This is a genomic window from Paraplanobispora takensis (genome assembly GCF_016863195.1).
Lineage (GTDB): Bacteria > Actinomycetota > Actinomycetes > Streptosporangiales > Streptosporangiaceae > Planobispora > Planobispora takensis.
The window spans coordinates 140,228-158,941 of sequence record NZ_BOOK01000013.1; the positions used below are offsets into that span (position 1 = coordinate 140,228).

Annotated in this window: 16 protein-coding genes and 1 riboswitch; of the genes, 10 read left to right on the forward strand and 6 right to left on the reverse strand. The window is 72.4% G+C overall.

Translation table 11 applies throughout. The features are described from left to right. Window positions 1-10 precede the first annotated feature (10 nt). From Pta02_RS10150 to dop, 4 genes are all read left to right on the forward strand, one after another. Entirely contained in the window at window positions 11-880 is an 870-nt protein-coding gene (locus Pta02_RS10150; protein WP_203874472.1) for a tRNA (adenine-N1)-methyltransferase, read from the forward strand. Window positions 881-1,080: 200 nt separating this feature from the next. Beyond that, a complete protein-coding gene (gene arc / locus Pta02_RS10155; RefSeq protein WP_203874473.1) occupies window positions 1,081-2,844 on the forward strand; it encodes a proteasome ATPase in 1,764 nt (587 codons plus the stop codon). Window positions 2,845-3,075: 231 nt separating this feature from the next. Then, a complete protein-coding gene (locus tag Pta02_RS10160) occupies window positions 3,076-4,218 on the forward strand; it encodes an acyltransferase family protein (protein ID WP_203874474.1) in 1,143 nt (380 codons plus the stop codon). Between the two features lie 88 nt (window positions 4,219-4,306). Next, entirely contained in the window at window positions 4,307-5,824 is a 1,518-nt protein-coding gene (dop, locus tag Pta02_RS10165; RefSeq protein WP_203874475.1) for a depupylase/deamidase Dop, read from the forward strand. 46 nt (window positions 5,825-5,870) lie between these two features. Here dop and Pta02_RS10170 read toward each other — a convergent pair whose 3' ends face one another. The 6 genes from Pta02_RS10170 to Pta02_RS10195 are packed head-to-tail and all read right to left on the reverse strand — an operon-like array spanning window position 5,871 to window position 12,148. Continuing rightward, complete coding sequence (locus tag Pta02_RS10170) at window positions 5,871-7,697, reverse strand: RiPP maturation radical SAM C-methyltransferase (RefSeq protein ID WP_203874476.1); 1,827 nt, start codon at window positions 7,695-7,697, stop codon at window positions 5,871-5,873. Further along, entirely contained in the window at window positions 7,694-8,416 is a 723-nt protein-coding gene (locus Pta02_RS10175; RefSeq protein WP_203874477.1) for an SDR family NAD(P)-dependent oxidoreductase, read from the reverse strand. Before Pta02_RS10175 ends, Pta02_RS10170 begins: the two co-directional genes overlap by 4 nt. Next, window positions 8,404-9,180 carry a 2OG-Fe(II) oxygenase family protein gene (locus Pta02_RS10180; protein WP_203874478.1) on the reverse strand — a complete coding sequence of 259 codons (777 nt, stop codon included), beginning with the start codon at window positions 9,178-9,180 and terminating at the stop codon, window positions 8,404-8,406. Before Pta02_RS10180 ends, Pta02_RS10175 begins: the two co-directional genes overlap by 13 nt. A 1-nt stretch (window position 9,181) precedes the next feature. Then, window positions 9,182-10,672, reverse strand: a complete 1,491-nt coding sequence (locus tag Pta02_RS10185; RefSeq protein WP_203874479.1) for a Stf0 family sulfotransferase — start codon at window positions 10,670-10,672, stop codon at window positions 9,182-9,184. Window positions 10,673-10,694: 22 nt separating this feature from the next. Beyond that, window positions 10,695-11,558 carry an SAM-dependent methyltransferase gene (locus tag Pta02_RS10190; RefSeq protein ID WP_203874480.1) on the reverse strand — a complete coding sequence of 288 codons (864 nt, stop codon included), beginning with the start codon at window positions 11,556-11,558 and terminating at the stop codon, window positions 10,695-10,697. After that, window positions 11,558-12,148, reverse strand: coding sequence for a hypothetical protein (locus Pta02_RS10195; protein ID WP_203874481.1), 591 nt, complete (start codon window positions 12,146-12,148; stop codon window positions 11,558-11,560). The genes Pta02_RS10190 and Pta02_RS10195 overlap by 1 nt, the downstream gene beginning before the upstream one ends. Before the next feature lie 221 nt (window positions 12,149-12,369). Next, window positions 12,370-12,499, forward strand: a riboswitch (adenosylcobalamin (AdoCbl) riboswitch). A 16-nt stretch (window positions 12,500-12,515) separates the two neighbouring features. Here Pta02_RS10195 and Pta02_RS10200 point away from each other — a divergent pair. The 6 genes from Pta02_RS10200 to Pta02_RS10225 all read left to right on the forward strand — a co-directional run bounded on the left by Pta02_RS10200 (window position 12,516) and on the right by Pta02_RS10225 (window position 18,641). Beyond that, entirely contained in the window at window positions 12,516-12,713 is a 198-nt protein-coding gene (locus Pta02_RS10200; protein WP_203874482.1) for a CbtB domain-containing protein, read from the forward strand. A 7-nt stretch (window positions 12,714-12,720) separates the two neighbouring features. Beyond that, window positions 12,721-13,512, forward strand: a complete 792-nt coding sequence (locus Pta02_RS10205) for a CbtA family protein (protein WP_203874483.1) — start codon at window positions 12,721-12,723, stop codon at window positions 13,510-13,512. Next, window positions 13,509-14,078 (forward strand): histidine phosphatase family protein, encoded by a 570-nt coding sequence (locus Pta02_RS10210; protein WP_203874484.1) that lies wholly within the window; start codon window positions 13,509-13,511, stop codon window positions 14,076-14,078. Before Pta02_RS10205 ends, Pta02_RS10210 begins: the two co-directional genes overlap by 4 nt. Window positions 14,079-14,188: 110 nt before the next feature. Further along, entirely contained in the window at window positions 14,189-16,567 is a 2,379-nt protein-coding gene (locus Pta02_RS10215; protein WP_203874485.1) for a magnesium chelatase subunit D family protein, read from the forward strand. 54 nt (window positions 16,568-16,621) lie between these two features. Beyond that, entirely contained in the window at window positions 16,622-17,224 is a 603-nt protein-coding gene (gene cobO / locus Pta02_RS10220; RefSeq protein ID WP_203874506.1) for a cob(I)yrinic acid a,c-diamide adenosyltransferase, read from the forward strand. Window positions 17,225-17,270: 46 nt separating this feature from the next. Further along, entirely contained in the window at window positions 17,271-18,641 is a 1,371-nt protein-coding gene (locus Pta02_RS10225; protein WP_203874486.1) for a cobyrinic acid a,c-diamide synthase CobB, read from the forward strand. Window positions 18,642-18,714 lie beyond the last annotated feature (73 nt).

An 18,714-nucleotide genomic window follows, 5' to 3' on the forward strand; every position in this document is an offset into this window, starting at 1 on the left:
CCTTGCGGGCATGGGTTTTCGCAGGCATGGGCCGTTTCAGGCCGGGGATCAGGTTCAGCTCACCGACCCCAAGAACAAGCGCCACACGGTGACGCTGAAGGAGGACGGGGTCTTCCACACGCACAAGGGGTTCATCCCGCACAGCGACCTGATCGGGCAGCCCGAGGGCTCGGTGGTGCGGTCCTCCGGCGGCACCCAGTACCTCGCCTTCCGGCACCTGCTCTCCGACTACACGCTGTCCATGCCGCGCGGCGCGGCCGTCATCTACCCCAAGGACTCCGCGCAGATCGTCGCGATGGCCGACGTCTTCCCGGGTGCGCGCGTCGTCGAGGCCGGGGTCGGCTCCGGCGCGCTGACCTGCTTCCTGCTGCGCGCGGTCGGGCCCGAGGGGAAGGTCACCTCCTACGAGCGCCGCCAGGACTTCGCCGAGGTCGCCACCAAGAACGTGGAGAAGTTCTACGGCGGGCCGATGGACCAGTGGCGCCTGGTCGTGGGCGACTTCGTCGACGCGCTCGACGAGACCGACGTCGACCGGATCATCCTGGACATGCTCGCCCCGTGGGAGTGCGTGGACGCGGCGTCCAAGGCTCTGACGCCGGGCGGCGTGATCTGCTGTTACGTGGCGACGACGACGCAGCTGTCGCGCACGGTGGAAACTCTGCGGGAGCACGGGAGTTTCACCGAGCCCCATGCGTGGGAGACCCTGGTTCGCGACTGGCACGTCGAAGGGCTCGCCGTACGGCCCGACCACCGCATGGTCGGCCACACCGGCTTCCTCGTCACCGCCCGTCGCATGGCGGACGGGGTGACCCCACCACCCCGGCGCAGGCGTCCGGCGAAGGGGGCGTATGGCGAGGAGTCGACGACCTCCGCCACATGACGATTCGGCCACGACCCATGTCGTGGTAGACACGAGTACAGAATGCCGTGTTCTCATGCTCTCAGCACTAAACGCACCATAAGGGATTAATCACTGCTCGCTTAACGTAGCCATACGAACACTGCCCGGACAGGTAACGGGCGGCTCTCAGATGGGTAGGGTTTTGAGTAGTCGGTCTCGACTGGGAAGGAGGTGACGGCGTGGCAGCTCGCGACGACGCTGAGGCTCGAGCCGCGCAGCGCGAACGGGAGGTCGCTGATCTCACAACACAGGTCTCCTTCCTGCAGGAGGAGGTCACCGCGCTGCGTCGGAAGCTGACGGAGTCTCCCCGGCAGGCCAGGATCCTCGAAGAGCGTCTCCACGAGGTCCAGGCGAATCTCGCGGCCGTCACCGGCCAGAACGAACGTCTGGTGGCGACCCTCAAGGAAGCCAGAGACCAGATCGTCGCGCTGAAGGAGGAGGTCGACCGGCTGGCGCAGCCGCCATCCGGGTTCGGCGTCTTCCTTGAGGCGAGGGAAGACGGCACGGTGGAGGTCTTCACCGGTGGCCGCAAGCTCCGGGTGAACGTCAGCCCGGCGGTGGACGTCGAGGAACTCAAGCGTGGCCAGGAGGTCATGCTCAACGAGGCCCTCAACGTCGTCGAGGCCCTCGGTTTCGAGGACCTCGGCGAGATCGTGATGCTCAAGGAGCTTCTCGAGGACGGCCGGCGCGCACTGGTGATCTCGCACGCCGACGAGGAGCGGGTGGTCAAGCTCGCCGAGTCCCTGATCGGCCAGCCGATCCGGGCCGGTGACTCCCTGCTGCTGGAGCCGCGTTCGGGTTACGTCTACGAGCGCATCCCCAAGTCCGAGGTCGAGGAGCTCGTCCTGGAGGAGGTGCCCGACATCTCCTACGAGGAGATCGGCGGGCTCATGCGGCAGATCGAGCAGATCAGGGACGCCATCGAGCTTCCCTATCTGCACGCCGACCTCTTCCGTGAGCACAAGCTCCGTCCGCCCAAGGGCGTGCTGCTGTACGGCCCGCCCGGTTGCGGCAAGACGCTCATCGCCAAGGCCGTGGCCAACTCCCTGGCCAAGCAGGTCGCGGAGAAGACGGGCCAGGAGGGCAAGAGCTTCTTCCTCAACATCAAGGGCCCCGAGCTCCTCAACAAGTACGTCGGTGAGACCGAGCGGCACATCCGCCTGGTCTTCCAGCGGGCCCGGGAGAAGGCCTCGGCCGGCACCCCGGTGATCGTGTTCTTCGACGAGATGGACTCGATCTTCCGCACCCGAGGCTCGGGCGTCTCCTCCGACGTCGAGAACACGATCGTTCCCCAGCTCCTGTCGGAGATCGACGGCGTCGAGGGCCTGGAGAACGTCATCGTGATCGGCGCCTCCAACCGCGAGGACATGATCGACCCGGCGATCCTGCGGCCCGGCCGTCTGGACGTCAAGATCAAGATCGAGCGGCCGGACGCCGAGGCGGCCAAGGACATCTTCTCGAAGTACCTCATCCCGGATCTTCCGCTCCACCCCGACGACGTCACCGAGAACGGCGGCAGCCGGGAGGGTGCCATCGCGGCCATGATCCAGCGGGTCGTCGAGCGGATGTACACCGAGAGCGAGGAGAACCGCTTCCTGGAGGTCACCTACGCCAACGGTGACAAGGAGGTCCTGTACTTCAAGGACTTCAACTCCGGCGCGATGATCCAGAACATCGTCGACCGCGGCAAGAAGATGGCGATCAAGCAGTTCCTGGAGACCGGGCAGAAGGGCCTGCGGGTGCAGCACCTGCTGACCGCCTGCGTGGACGAGTTCTCCGAGAACGAGGACCTGCCCAACACCACCAACCCGGACGACTGGGCGCGCATCTCCGGAAAGAAGGGCGAGCGGATCGTCTACATCCGCACCCTCGTCTCCGGCAAGCAGGGCGCCGAGGCCGGCCGGTCCATCGACACGGTGGCCAACACCGGTCAGTACCTCTAGCACCACGGCAACGGCGCGGCACCCGGCTCGGGCGCCGCGCCGTTCCGCGTCCGCAGGCTCCGGTCCGCGCGCGGGGGCCCGCGCGGGGGTCCGCGCGTGCCCGGGTCCGGGGCGGGGCCGTACGGCAACGGCTTTCACATTCGCCACAAAAGTGAAATGTCGTCACTTGGAACCCAACTGAGGGGTTCGCCGTCCAACAGGCGTGCATGAACGTTTCGGGTCGGCCGCCGGGTGACCGGCTCGGGATCCAGCGGGGCGGTCCGGGACGGCGGCCGCCTCGCCGAGCTGGATCTCCTGCGCTTCACCGCCGCCATGGCGGTGCTCGCCTTCCACTACTTCATCGCCTTCCGCTCGGTGTGGGGCGAGACGCCCGCCGAGCTGTTCCCGGCGATCTCGACGATCTCCGGGCTGGGCATCCTCGGCGTCGAGCTGTTCTTCATGATCAGCGGCTTCGTGATCCTGATGAGCATCTGGGGGCGCGGCCTGGGCGCCTTCGCCCTGTCGCGCGTGGTCCGGCTCTATCCGGCCTACTGGGTCAGTGTCGGGGTCACCGCGGCCCTGTACGGCCTGACCTCGGCCACGGCCCTGGACCCCAAGCTGGACGCCGGCGGCTACGCGGCCAACCTGACCATGATCCAGCGCCTGCTCGGCGTCTACGACGCCAACGGCGTCTACTGGTCGCTCTGGGTCGAGCTCCGCTTCTATCTGCTGATCTCCGTCCTGGTGATCGTCGGGCCCACGCTCGGCCGCTGCCTGGTCTTCATGGGCGTGTGGCTGCTGGCGGCCGGGTTCTTCGCCGGCAGCGACGACTACTGGGTCGAGCTGCTGATCATGCCCAAGTACGCGGCCTACTTCGTCGGCGGCATGGCCTTCTACCTGATGACCAGGTACGGCCCCCGGCTGGTCCTGTGGTGCATGGCGGGGATCAGTGCGGGCCTGGCGGCCGACGCCGCCCTGGACCGGGTGGCCCGGCGCATCGACGCCGTGGGCTATGCCGCCATGCCCGTGCCCGACTGGGCCGTGGTGGCCACCGTGGCGGCCTTCTACGTCCTGATGGCCATGGTGGCGCTCGGCTGGCTGCGCCGGCTGCGCCGGCGCGGCCTGGTCGTGCTGGGGGCGATCACCTATCCGGTCTATCTGTTCCACACCGCGGGGGCCGTACTGATCATCCCCGCGCTGCGCGACACGCTGCCGCCCTGGCTTGCCGCCGCCCTCACCGTGCTGGCCGTGGCGGTGTTCTCGTATCTGGTTTACCGTTTGGCTGAACGCCCGGTCCAGGATTTTGTCAAGGCCAGGAGGCGGCGCGTCGCAATTCCGGTCGAGGCTGTCATCGAAGAGCGGCGAATCGCGGTGGAAAAAACCCCGGTGCCATAACTGTCTGGCCACAGGGCACGGTGGAAGGTCTAGGCTCGGGGATATATACACGGCGGATGAGACAGCCCCAGATGAACAGAGGGTGCGCATGACGGTACGGCGGGTGATGGGCATCGAGACCGAGTACGGCATCTCCGTGCCCGGACAGCCGGGGGCCAACGCGATGGTGACCTCCTCGCAGGTCGTGAACGCCTATCTGGCCGCCTCGGCGGCCAGGGCGCGGCGGGCGCGCTGGGACTTCGAGGAGGAGAATCCGCTGCGGGACGCGCGGGGCTTCGATCTCGCGCGGGAGGTGGCGGACGCCAGCCAGCTCACCGACGAGGACCTCGGCCTGGCCAACGTGATCCTCACCAACGGCGCGCGGCTGTACGTCGACCACGCCCACCCCGAGTACTCCACGCCGGAGTGCACGAACCCGCGGGCGGCGGTGATCTGGGACAAGGCGGGCGAGCGGGTCATGCACGACGCCGCGACCCGGGCCTCGGCGATCCCGTCCAACGCGCCGATCCAGCTCTACAAGAACAACACCGACAACAAGGGCGCCTCCTACGGCTGCCACGAGAACTACCTGATGCGGCGGGCGACCCCGTTCGCCGACATCGTCAGATATCTGACGCCCTTCTTCGTCTCCCGGCAGGTCGTCACCGGCGCCGGCCGGGTCGGCATCGGGCAGGACTCCCGGGGCGAGGGCTTCCAGATCAGCCAGCGGGCCGACTTCTTCGAGGTCGAGGTGGGCCTGGAGACCACGCTCAAGCGGCCGATCATCAACACCCGCGACGAGCCGCACGCCGACCCGGAGAAGTACCGCCGGCTGCACGTCATCATCGGCGACGCGAACATGTCGGAGATCTCCACCTATCTGAAGCTGGGCTCCACGGCGCTGATCCTGGCGATGATCGAGGACGGTTTCTTCACCCGCGACCTCGCGGTGGAGAACCCGGTCCAGGCCCTGCGCGCGGTCTCCCACGACCCCACGCTGCGCTACGAGATCCAGCTGCGCGACGGCCGCAAGATGACCGCGGTGCAGCTGCAGATGGAGTATCTCGAGCTGGCCAGGAAGTACGCCGAGACCCGCAGCGGCAACGGCGGCGTCGACGAGCCCACCAAGGACGTCCTGGACCGCTGGGAGTCGGTCCTGACCCGGCTGGCCGACGACCCCATGCAGCTGGCCGGGGAGCTCGACTGGGTGGCCAAGCTGCAGCTGCTGGAGGGCTACCGCTCGCGCGACGGGCTGGCGTGGTCCCACCCGCGCCTGCAGCTCGTCGACCTGCAGTACTCCGACATCCGCCCCGACCGCGGCCTCTACAACCGGCTGGTCGCCCGGGGCAAGATGCAGCGCCTGGTCACCGAGGAGGAGGTGCTGCGCGCCGTCGAGGCGCCGCCCAGCGACACCCGCGCCTACTTCCGCGGGCGCTGCCTGAGCCAGTACAGCGACTCGGTCGCCGCCGCCTCCTGGGACTCGGTGATCTTCGACATCCCCGGCCGCGAGTCCCTGCAGCGCGTCCCGACCCTGGAGCCGCTGCGCGGCACCAAGGCCCACGTGGGCGAGCTGTTCGACCGGTGCCGCACCGCCGCCGAGCTGGTCACCGCGCTCACCGGCGAATAGCGATCCCCAGCGGGCGCGCCGGGGCCGCCGCCCCGGCGCGCCCCCGTCATCCGGGGACCTGCTGATCGGGCGGGGCGGGCACCGCGAGGCTGAGATACCTCCCGTCGAGGTGGATCATGAGCCGGTCGCGGACCAGGTCGTCGAGGATGCCCGCGCCCGCCCGGCCGTCGTCGGCCAGGTGGGCGGCCACGTCGTCGGCGGAGCGGTGCTGGTCGCAGTAGAGGTACACCGCCCGCCGGGAGCCCTCCAGGATCGTCAGGGTCCGGGCCGCCCGCGGCCGCAGATCCCACACCGCCAGCGCGTCACCGTGGTCCACCGAGATCAGGCCCCGGTGGTGCGCCTCCTCGTGCCAGCGCCGTACCGCGTCCTTGGTCCGGTCGACGTAGGCCTCCGGGTCGCGGCCGTCGGCGTAGTCGTACTCGAAGTAGTAGGCCAGGTTCGCCAGTTCGTCCTCCGGCAGCCCGTAGATGTGGCGGTAGCTGCGGTCGGGCCGGATGCCGCGGATGCCGAGGAGGGCGGCGTCGAAGAAGTACGGGCTGAAGCGGTCCAGCCGTACCCGGCCCACCGAGTACGGCGGCTGCAGGTGCCCGATGGCCTCGATGACCGCGACCGTGGCCTCGTACTCGCCGGGGTCCTCGCCGGGGAAGCCGTAGATGAGGTTCCAGAAGGGCTTGACCCCCAGCTCCTTGCACCACTTCAGCAGCTGCACGTTCTGCACCGCGGTGACGCCCTTGCGCATCGAGGTCAGCACGGGCGTGCTGAGGCTCTCCACACCGGGCTGGATGGTCCGGATGCCCGCGTCGTACAGGTCCCGCACCTGCTGCTTGCTCAGCTTCGCCTTCACCTCGAAGAACAGGCCGAGCTCCAGGCCGCGCCGCTTCAGCTCCGGGATCAGGTCGCGGAAATAGTGCATGTCGAGGATGTTGTCCACCATCTCGACGTGCGCGGGGGAGTAGCGCTCGCACAGGGCGGTGAGCTCGTCGAGGACCCTGGCGGCGCTCTTGCTCCGGAAGGCCATCGACAGGCCGTTGAGCCCGCAGAAGGTGCAGTGGTGCTTCTGCCCCCACCAGCAGCCGCGGGAGGACTCCATCAGGACGCCGGGCCGTCCGCGCCCGGCCAGGGGCGGGCGGCCGGCCTGGGCGAAGAAGTCGTCGTAGTCGGGGTAGGGCAGCGCGTCCAGGTCCTCGACCCGCTCGGGGGTGAGGCTGGTGTGACGGCTGCGGCCCCCGTGCCGGGCGATGACGCCGGGTATCTCGTGCGGGTCCCCGCCCCGGCGCAGCGCCTCGACCACGCGGGGGAAGCTGATGTCCGCCTCGCCGCTGCACACGATGTCGACGAACGGGAAGGAGCGGTGCAGCTGCAGGCCCATCTCGGCCTCGCAGTTGGCGCCGCCGAACGCCACGGTGACCTGCGGGAAGCGCTCCTTGACGCGGCGGGCCATCGCCAGGCAGGCGGCGTGCTGGGTGAAGGTGGAGGTGAAACCGACGACGTCGTACGCTCCCCAGTCGACCGAGCCGAGCGCCTCCTCCAGGAAGCCGTCTGCGGCGGCCCGGCAGCGGTGGAGCGCGTCCAGGGCGCCGTCGCCGCGCATGGCCGGGAAGCGTTCCCCGAGCATGGCCAGGTACGCCGCGTCGGCCTCCGCGTCCGGGCCGAAGGCGGCCCTGGCGAAGATCCAGTCCCCGGCGAGGGCCTGGGTGGGGAGGCGTTCGGCCACGTAGTCGTAGTCGGCGCCGCCGACCAGTTCGGCGAAGCGCAGGTTGAGATACCGGATCTCGGCGCTCGTCCCGGCGCGTTCCAGATGGGCGGTGAGCAGGCTGACCCCGATGGCGGGCCGCAGGCCGCCGAACGGCATGACCGCGAACAGGACTTTCATGCCGGGCGCCGATCGAGCGTGCGGACGACCCCGGTCTGGTCGGACCGGTCGAAGCCGGTGATCGCCTCCAGCACGTCCTCGGTGGCGACCCTGCCCGGGAAGGTGTCGGGCGCCACGGCGTTCACCCTGATCCCGATGTCCCACAACTCGCTGGCGAGGTGGTACGTCAGGTGGTTGAGGGCCGCCTTGGACGAGCCGTACAGGCCCTGCCCCAGGTCCGGGTAGAGGTACAGGCCGGCGGTGCTGGAGACCGTGACCACGTTCCGGCCGGCCAGCGCGTTGGCGTCCGGGTCGGCGCGCCAGAACCGGCCGGCCAGCGCGCAGGTGAGCTGCAGCGGCGCCAGCACGTTGATCTGGTAGACCGCCCGGGCGAGCTCGGTGACCCCCTCGGCCAGCAACGACGTCCAGCCCCGTACGGCGGCGGCGTGCACCACCAGGTCCACCCCGTCGGTGTGGGCCGCCAGGTCGCCGACCAGCCGGTCGATGTCCCGGGGGTCGCCCAGGTCGGCCCGGAACGCGCGGACCGGACGCTCGTTTTCGGGCAGGTGCCGGATGGGGTCCAGGGGGTCCACATAGGACTGGTCCTGGGTGGCGCCGTCGATCGCGGAGCGGTGGTGCACCGCGAGGATCCGGTAGTCGCCGGCGTGGCGCCTGATGAACGCGGTGCCCAGCGCGCCGCTGGCGCCGGTGAGCACGCACGTGCGGGTCAGTTCTTCCATCGTTCCAGCTTTTCCGTGCCGAAGGTCCGCCCGGCCTCGTCCAGGGTGCGGTGCACCCACATGATGATCGAGGTACGTGGCAGGCGCGTGTTGCTCAGGTAGGTGTGAAACGACCGCGGCGTGCACTCGAAGGCCACCAGGCTGTTGTCGACCGGCGGGCAGCGCAGGGCGGGCGCGTCCACCGGGTCGCGGGCGTCGGCGTACAGCCCCGTCTCCCCACCGTCGCCCGGACGCCATCCGTGGTTGCGCAGGAAGAACAGCACCACCGCGCCCCGTACCACCTGGACCTTCTCCTCCTCGGGGAGCGGGCCGGTCCCGGTCTTGTAGTCGCAGCGCGCCGCGTCGGGCGTCCGGATCGCGTCCTCGTCCGCGCGGGGGAACCAGACGGGGTTGAAATCGTTGTGGACGAACCCGCTGGCGCTGCCGACGGCGTGGTGGTGGGCGCCGGCGAACACGTACGGGGTGGCCTTGACGCCGAACAGGTCGCAGATCGTGTCCCGCCACTGCGCCGTCAGGAACAGTCCCACGGGCCCCGGGGCGGCGGCGCCGAACCCGATGCCGTAGGAGTCGTATCCGGGGATGTTGCGGGAGAACCGGCCCGGATCGGGCGTCTCGCTGAGCCCCCTGCCGAGGATGCCGGCCACCTGGGCGTCCAGGGCGGCGTAGAAGTCCCCGGAGAAGACGTCCCGCGCCACCACGTGCGGGAACGGGTGGTTGCGCCGCAACCACGCCCGGTTGCCGATGACGGATCCGAGGGCGGCCATCTCAGGCTCCGATCTCGGGCATCGGGACGGACCACTCCGTCTTGCGGGCGACGGTGCGGAAGAAGAACGTCTGGTAGAGACGGCCGTTCTCCAGCCGGTCGCCCCAGCCCCCGGCGCCGCTGTGCGGCACGTCCCCGCGCACCAGGATCATGCGGTTGAAGAGGTTGCCGAAGGAGTCGACGAGCTCCCAGTTCCCGGCGGGGGTCATCCAGTCGAACCGCCGCGCGGGGTCGATGTTGCGCCACAGGTGGAGCCCGCCGTCCAGCGGGGCGGCCGGGTCGAGATAGACGATCCCGCTCCAGCCCCGGGCCCCCACCGAGTTCCATCCGTCGGTGACGTGGTTGTGCACCCCGTCCCCCAGCCGTTGGCCGTTGGCCGGCTTGACGTGGAAACAGGCGTTCCACAGGCAGGTCCGCCGTTCGCGACCGGGTTCCGGCAGCGGCCTGGAGCCGGCGTCCACCGGGAAGTCCCCGCGCCAGTGCCCCATGTCGACGGGCTCGCCGACGGCCCGCTCCAGAACGGAGAGCAGCGCCGCGGAGGATTTGAACGGGCAGCTGTCGGCGGGCCGGAACCCGCTGGCCCACCAGGTCGCCCGCCGCCGGCCCTCGGCGACCTCCGTGCCGTCCTCGTACGGGGTGTAGTACGACTGCCGGAGCGCGTACTCGCGCACCGTCCCGGGGTGCCGGTAGAAGTTGTCGAGCACGATGACGCTGGGCCGTGCCTCCGCCGTTCCGTCCCGCTCCCGGCTCCGGGGCCGGGGCCGGGTCCGCCGCTCGCCGGCGTCCATCTCCTCGCGCCAGCGGAGGGTGAGCTCGTCGGCCTGCCGGGTCAGCCGGGGGGCCGGGAGGGTCCTGGCTCTCCCGGCGTCCAGCCCCAGGAACGTCATGACGCGTTCGATCTCCCCGCGGTAGTCCCGTACCAGCGACTCGTACTCGACCGTCAGCGGCTCGATGCCCTCAGCGGTGAAGTACCGCTCCCAGGCCGCCTGGTGCCCGGCGATGGTGTCCTCGATGGACCGCACGGCCGCCGCGTCGAGTGTGAGGCCCGACGTGGGCGGGGGCGCCTCCCCCGCCCACCGGCACCACTCCCGGGTCTTCCCGGCGCGGTACCAGGACAGCGCCTGGGCGCGCCGGTCCCGCCGCACGATGTTGACGAACCGGGAGCCGGGGAACAGGCGCTCCAGAACCCCGGCCGGCGGGCCCTCCTGACCGGCCTCGCCGGCCAGGGCGGAGACGTGCATCCACTGGATCTTCATCCCGTACACGCCGTTGTCCGTGGTGCCGTAGCGCACCGCCGCCCGCAGGTAGTCCTCGAACGAGGGGTGGCCGAACAGCCCCAGGTGCTCGCGCCACACGGGCCGGAACAGCGGTGCGAACACCTCTCCCGGCCTGCCCGCGACGCCCGTTCCGAACAGGCCGTCGCACAACAGGCTGCTGCCCGTCCGCGGGGTCGCCGCCACGATGTACCGGACCACCGGTTCGGGTGCCGTCATCGGTGTCTCCCGTTCCACTGCGTCACTCGGCCCGCGGCCCGATGGGCGGGCGTCCGGGCCGGCGCGGCGGCCCGTTCCCGTTCCCCGTGTCCGGCAGCCGCATCCGCTCCGCCAGCTCCCTGTCGGCGACGGGACGGCTGCCGACCGGCGGGATGTAGAGCGTGGACACGGTGGGCGCCTGACGCAGCGCCCGGGTCAGATCCGCCACGCGCACCCCCTTGCGGATCGGTTCGAGCAGCGGGTGGACGGCCGAGACCAGCAGCGTGACCCAGTGATCGGGCGGGTAGAAGCGCAGCAGGTACTCCTGCACCCGGCCGACGTCGTCCACGCGGGGCACCCCGCCGCTGTTGAAGGCGTCCAGGACGATCGGCGCCTGGAGCAGCACGCAGGGCGCGTCGGTCTGGAGCGGACGCTCGCGCACGACGAGGTCGGTGGCCTCGTACACCTGCAGGCCGTCCAGCGCCGGGTCCAGGTTGAGGTCCACCAGCAGCGAGTCCAGGGAGGAGATCCCCGGCAGCACGGTCACCTTCAGGTCGAGCACCCGCGCCGCCCGCTGGATGAGGGTCGTCGGATAGCAGTACACCTTGGGGTGGCCGTAGGAGGCGAAGCAGACCGGCGGGCTCTCCAGCGCCGCGGTGACCACCTGGGCGGCCATCTGCCGGTAGATGAGCACCCGGTGGTTGCCCGGCCGGTACGCCGAGGACAGGTCGACCACCTCGGGGCACAGGGTGCGCAGGTGGTCCACGACGCCCAGCGCCATGTCGGTGACGAAGGTCTTGGCGCACCGGCGTACGGTCTCCTCGACCTCCCGGGTCATCTGGTGGATCCCCCGGATGCCGAGACCGACGACGGCGATGTCCCAGGGGAGCGGCGTGCAGTCCGTCATCACAGCCTCCCCACGAGCCGGCCGACGGCCTCGGCGCGCTCGGCCGGGCTCCCGGCCGCGCGGATGTCGCGCACCGCGGTCACCACCTCCGGATCCCGGATGATGTCCTCGATCTCCTCCTCCTTCTCCCTCCTGAAGATGTTGAAGAAGTTGTGGTGACCGCTGATGTTGATGCCGATCCCCGGCGGGGGCGGCGGCGGTGGGGGCGGACCCGGCGGGACCGGGCCGATGCCGATGTGCACGGGCAGGCCGGGCGGCGGTCCCGGCGGCGGCGGTGGACCGGGTGGCGGCGGTGGTGGCGGCGGTGGCGGCGGGCCGGGTGGCGGCGGGGGATCGGGTGGCGGGGGTCCCGGCGGTGGCGGTGGCGGCGGGCCGGGCGGCGGTGGTCCCGGCGGTGGCGGCGGGGGGTCGTCCTCCAGGCGGTGCCCGGCCAGCCGGTCCCAGAGCCGTTCCCGGCCGGAGGTGAACACGGCCCGTTCGGCGTCCGTCAGCTCGAACGGAGCCAGCGCCCCGTCCGGGTCGGTGAGGATCGAGAGATAAAAGTCGTAGTCCGTTTGAACGCGGTCAAGAACGCGACGGAAGTCGTCCACGATGGCCCTCTTCTCGACGGGCACCGTACTGCTGACGCATGGTGCCCGGCAGCGTCTCAAGCATCACCGCCATCCTTCCGCTCCCGACGATCGCGGCAGGGACCGCCACGTCAACGCGCCTTCAAAACTGGACATGGAACCGGCCCCCGCCCCGGCGGCCGCCGCCGGTGCACCCGGCCGGTCGCACACGGAATTGACGGGGAAGAGGATCACGGGATACGGTCCGGGTGTTTTGTGGCGGTGCGAGGGAAATCCGGTGAGATTCCGGTGCGGTCGCGCCACTGTGACCGGCCCTACGTGCCGGGAGTCAGGTCACTCGGCCGCCACTACCTACGAGAGGGACGCGTAATCCCTGAAGGAGGTAGCCGTGAGCCAGATCTCGGCTCCGCACAGCCGCCCCGTTCCGTGGTCCTCGCTCACCGGCTGGATGCTGCTCGCCGTACCGGCGCTGCTGCTCCTGGCCTACCTGGTGACCTTCGACCAGGGCGCGATCTCCCAGGCCGGGAACTACCTGCACGAGCTCATGCACGACGGACGCCACCTCCTCGGCGTTCCGTGCCACTGAGCCACAGGTGATCACCAAACTCTTCGTCCGGGGCATGCTCGCCGGGCTGCTCGCCGGCCTGCTCGCGGCCGTGTTCGCCTACGCCGTGGGCGAGCCGGACATCGAGCGGGCCATCGCGCTGGAGGAGGCGGCCGCGAGCTCCCCGGCGCAGGCCGCCGCGCACTCCGGGGAAGGGGCGGACGGCCACTCCCACGATGAGGCGGCGGCCGGGGGTCACTCCCACGGCGAGGACGCCCTCGTCAGCCGGGACGGGCAGCGGTTCGGGCTGTTCCTCGCCCTGGCCCTGTACGGCCTGGCGGTCGGCGGCCTGTTCGCCCTCGCCTACGCGGCCGTGCGCGGCAGGGCCGGTCCCCGCTCCGAGCCGGCGCTCGCGGTGACCCTGGCGGCGGCCGCGTTCGTCGCCGTCGTCCTGGTGCCCTTCCTGAAGTACCCGGCCAACCCGCCGGCCGTCGGCGACCCCGAGACGATCAACGAGCGCACCGTCCTCTACCTCGTCGCCGTGGCCGTCGGGATCCTCTCCGTCGCCGCGGGCGCCGCCACCCACCGGTACGCCGCCGGCGCGGAGCCCCGGCTGCGCTGGCTGGCGGCGGGCGCGTGCACGCTCCTGCCCGTGATCGCGGCCTGGATCCTCCTGCCGGAGATCGGCGAGGTGCCCCCGGGCTTCCCCGCCGACCTGCTGTGGGACTTCCGGATCGCCTCCCTCGGCACCCAGGCGGTGTTCTGGCTCGCCGTCGGCACCCTGTTCGCCTTCGCCGCGCGCGGGCGCGTCCCGGCCTCGCGCGTGCCCAGCCCGGCGTGAGGCCCCCCTCGGGGGTCGCCCGCCTGCTGCTGGTCTGCCACGCCTCGACGCGGGCGACGGTCCGGGCCGCGTTCCCGGCCGACGAGCCCCTCGACGAGGCCGGCCTGCGCCGGGCCGCCCGCACCCGCGTGCCCGGCGGCGCGGTGACGGTCTGCGCGGCCGAACGGCGGTGCGTGCAGACCGCCGAGGCGCTCGGCCTGCGGATCGAGTCCGCTCCGGACCCGCTGCTGGCCGAGTACGACTACGGCCGCTGGCGCGGACTGACGCTCGGCGAGGTCGAGGCGGCCGAACCGGAGGCGCTGGCCGCCTGGCTCACCGACCCCGCCGCCGCGCCGCACGGAGGGGAGACGGTCGTCGGCCTGCTCGGCCGGGTCTCCGCGTGGCTGGCCACCAGGGGCCCGGGCAGGACCGTCGCGATCACCCACTCCTCGGTCATCCGCGCGGCGATCGTCCACGCCCTCGGCGCCCCCGCCCTGTCCTTCTGGCGCGTCGACGTCGCGCCGCTGGCCCGCGTGACCCTCACCGGCCGCGGCGGGCGCTGGCGGCTCGGCTACCCGGGGCCATGAACTCACCCGACCGTGAACCTCGCCGGACTGTGAATCCGGACTGTGAATCTCTCCAGGCCGTGAATCTCGCCGGACCATGAACCTCGCCGGACCATGAACCTCGCCGGACCATGAACCTCAAGGAGAACCCGACGGTGCGCGACACCTCCACGGCGGCCCCGGTGACGGCGGCCGCCCCGGCGCGGGACGCGCGCTATCCCTTCACCGCGGTCGTGGGCCTCGACGACCTCAAGCTCGCCCTGATCCTCAACGCGGTCTCCCCGCGCGCGGGCGGCGTGCTGGTCCGCGGCGAGAAGGGCACCGCCAAGTCCACGATCGTGCGGGCGCTGGCCGCGCTGCTGCCGCCGGTCGGGGTCGTGCGCGGCTGCCGGTTCTCCTGCGACCCGGCCGCGCCCGACCCCGGATGCCCGGACGGGCCGCACGAGGACGGACCCCACGGGGACGGGCCGCACCGGACCGGGGCGGCGGCCGTTCGGCCCGCCCGGCTGGTCGAGCTGCCCGTGGGCGCCTCCGAGGACCGCCTGGCGGGTTCGCTCGACATCGAGCGCGCCCTGACCGAGGGCGTGAAGGCGTTCGAGCCCGGTCTCCTGGCCGCGGCCCACCGCGGCGTCCTGTACGTCGACGAGGTCAACCTGCTGCACGACCACCTCGTCGACCTGCTCCTGGACGCGGCCGCCCTGGGCACCTGCTACGTCGAGCGCGAGGGCGTCTCGGTGCGGCACGCCGCCCGGTTCATGCTGGTGGGCACCATGAACCCGGAGGAGGGGGAGCTGCGCCCGCAGCTGCTCGACCGCTTCGGGCTCACCGTGGAGGTCAGGGCCTCGCGGGACCCGGCCGAGCGGGCCGAGGTGGTACGGCGGCGCCTGGCCTTCGAGACGGACCCGGCCGCCTTCGCCGCGGACTGGGCGAGCGGGGAGGCGGAGCTGGCGACCCGGATCGCCGAGGCCCGCGCCCGGGTCGCCGAGGTGGTCCTGCCGGACTCCGCGCTGCGGCGCATCGCCACGGTCTGCGCCGGATTCGACGTGGACGGCCTGCGCGCGGACCTGATCACCGCGAACGCGGCCATCGCCCACGCCGCCTGGCGGGGCCGTACCCGGGTCACCGCCGAGGACGTCCGCGAGGCCGCCAGACTCGCCCTGCCGCACCGCCGCCGCAGGGACCCCTTCGACGCCCCCGGCCTGGACGAGTCCCGGCTCGACGACCTGCTGGCCCAGGTCCCCGACGACCCCGAGGACGACGACCCCGGCCCCGGCACCCCGGGCCCGGACGGCCCCTCCCCGGACGGAGACGGCCCCGGCTCCGAAGGCCACCTGCCGGACGGTCCCGGCCGGAACGGGGCCCGCGCCGACGAGTCCGGCCGAAACGGCACCCGGCCCGACGGCTCCGGCCGGGACGATGCCCGGGGTGACGGGTCCGGCGAAGCCGGCGCCCGGCCGGACGCGCACTCGCCGGACGGAGACGGCTCGCGCGAGGAGGGCCGGTGGCGTACCCGGCCGGACGGGAGCGGTGCGCGGGAAGAGGACTGGTGGCGTGACCGGCCCGAGGAGTCCGGAGGGGACGGCGTCCGGCCGGACGGGTGCCCGCCGGGCGGAGACGGTGTCCGCCGGGGGGGCGGGCGCGTCCGTCCCGGCGGGGCGGCGGGTGAGGGACTCGACGGCGGGTCCCCGGCGGGCGAGGGGCGGGTCTCCGGCGCCGACGTCGAGGCGTCCCGCCGGACCCGGTTGTTCACCGTGCCGGGGATCGGCGCCGGGGCCCCCGGCCGCAGGTCCCGGGCCCGGACCCCGCTCGGCCGTACCACCGGCGCCCGCGTCCCCCAGGGCCGTCCCGGCTCGGTCCACCTCACCGCGACCGTCCTGGCCGCCGCGCCGTACCAGCGGGAACGCGGCAGGAACGGGCCGGGCCTGCTGCTGAACCGCGGCGACCTGCGCGAGGCCGTACGGGAGGGACGCGAGGGCAACCTGGTGCTCTTCGTCGTGGACGCCAGCGGCTCGATGGCCGCCCGGCAGCGCATGCGCGCCGTCAAGGCGGCCGTGCTCAGCCTCCTGCTCGACGCCTACCAGCGCCGCGACAAGGTCGGCCTCATCACCTTCCGGGGCGCCCGCGCCGACCTCGTCCTGCCGCCGACCTCCTCGGTCGAGGCCGGCGCCGCCAGGCTGCGCGAGCTGCCCACCGGCGGGCGCACCCCGCTGGCCGCCGGGCTCCTGCGCGCCGCCGACGTGCTCCGCGTGGAACGCCTGCGCGACCCGGTCCGGCGGCCGCTGCTGGTCGTGGTCACCGACGGCCGGGCCACCTCCGGCACCGTCGGGGAGGCCCACCGCGCGGCCGGGCTGCTGGCCGGGGTGACGAGCGTGGTGGTCGACTGCGAGGGCGGGCACGTCCGCCTCGGCCTGGCCCGCTCCCTGGCCCGCCGGATGGGCGCCGAGACCGTGCGCCTCGACGACCTCACCGATCTCGCCGGGATGATCCGCGAACGGCGGACCGCCGCGTGAGCACGTACCGAGCAGACACCGGCATGCGGTGAGCATGCGGAAGGGGGCATGAACATGCCGCAGGGGAAACCGGCCGTGGTGCCCGAGGACGGCCTGACCACCCGGCAGCGCCGTACCCGGCCGCTGCTGATGGTGCACACCGGCCCCGGCAAGGGCAAGTCCACCGCGGCCTTCGGCCTGGCCATGCGCGCGTGGAACCAGGGCTGGCCCATCGGGGTGTTCCAGTTCGTCAAGTCCGCCAAGTGGCGGGTCGGCGAGGAACGGGCGCTGCGCGTCCTCGGCGAGTCGGGCCAGGGCGGGGCGGTGTCGTGGCACAAGATGGGGGAGGGCTGGTCCTGGATCCAGCGCCCCGGCAGCGAGGCCGACCACGCCGCCGACGCGCGCGAGGGCTGGGAGCAGATCAAGCGCGACCTGGCCGCCGAGACCTTCCGGCTGTACGTGCTGGACGAGTTCACCTACCCGCTGAAGTGGGGCTGGATCGACGTCGAGGACGTGGTCGCCGCCCTCACGGCGCGCCCCGGCAACCAGCACGTCGTCATCACCGGCCGCGACGCGCACCCGCGCCTGATCGAGGCCGCCGACCTCGTCACCGAGATGGGCAAGGTCAAGCACCCCATGGACGCCGGCCAGAAGGGTCAGAAGGGCATCGAGTGGTGACCCCGTCCCGCCGTACGGCGGCGCCGGGTGCGGGAGAGGCGGGCGGATGAGCGCCTCGGTGCCGAGGCTGGTGATCGCGGCTCCGGCTTCGGGGGCGGGTAAGACCACCGTCGCGACCGGGCTCATGGCCGCGCTGGCCGGGCGCGGGCTGGCGGTGTCCCCGCACAAGGTCGGGCCCGACTACATCGACCCCGGCTACCACGCCCTGGCCACCGGCCGCCCGGGGCGCAACCTCGACCCGTGGCTGGTGGGGGAGGACCTCGTCGCTCCGCTGTTCCTGCACGGCGCGGCCGGGGCGGACATCGCCGTGGTCGAAGGCGTCATGGGTCTGTACGACGGCGCCGGCGCCGGCGAGTTCGCCTCAACCGCGCACGTGGCCCGGCTGTTGCAGGCCCCGGTCGTCCTGGTCGTCGACGCGGCCAGGCAGAGCCGCTCGGTGGCGGCCCTGGTCCACGGGTTCGCCTCCTACGACACCCGGCTCAGGTTCGGCGGGGTGATCCTCAACCGGGTCGGCTCCGAACGCCACGAGGATCTCCTGCGCGAGGCCCTGGCCGAGAGCGGCGTCCCGGTCCTGGGCGCGATCCGCCGCACCGACGCCGTCGCCACGCCCTCCCGTCATCTCGGCCTGGTGCCCGTCGCCGAGCGCCGCGCCCTGGCGCGGGAGACCATGAAGGCCGCCGAGGACCTCGTCGCCTCCTCCTGCGACCTGGAGGGGCTCCTGCGGCTCGCGCGCACGGCGCCGCCCCTGGCCGCCCGCCCGTGGACGCCCGACCCGCGGGATCCCGGCGCCGCGGCCGGGCCCTCCGTCCCCGAGGGGACCAGGATCGCCGTGGCCGCCGGTCCCGCCTTCACCTTCGGTTACACCGAGCAGGCCGAACTGCTGAGCGCGGCCGGGGCCGAGGTCGTCACCTTCGACCCGCTCACCGACGAGGCCCTGCCCGAGGGGACCCGGGGGATCGTCATCGGGGGCGGGTTCCCCGAGGTGTACGCGACGGAGCTGTCCGCCAACGAGCCGCTGCGCAAAGAGGTCGCCGCGTTCGGGGGACCGATCTCGGCGGAGTGCGCCGGCCTGCTCTATCTCGCGCGGACGCTGGACGGCCGGCCGATGTGCGGGATCCTCGGCATCGAGGCCGGGATGACGGGCACGCTCACCCTGGGCTACCGCGACGCGGTGGCCGTACGGGACTCGGTGCTCACCAGGGACGGCGAGCGCTACCGGGGGCACGAGTTCCACCGCACCGCCGTCCGGCCCGCGCCCGACCGGCCGCTGTTCCGCTGGCGTTCGGGCGCCGACGGGTTCGCCGAGGGCGGGGTCACCGCCTCCTACCTGCACCTGCACTGGGCGGGCAGCCCGCACCTGGCGGCCAGGTTCACCGCGGCCGCCGCCGGCGGGCCGGTCCACCGCGACCGCCGCTGACGGGCCGGTGTCCGCCGCGGCCCGCCACCGGCAGGCCCGGCCCATCGGCCCGCCCCGGCCGGCCGATGGGCCG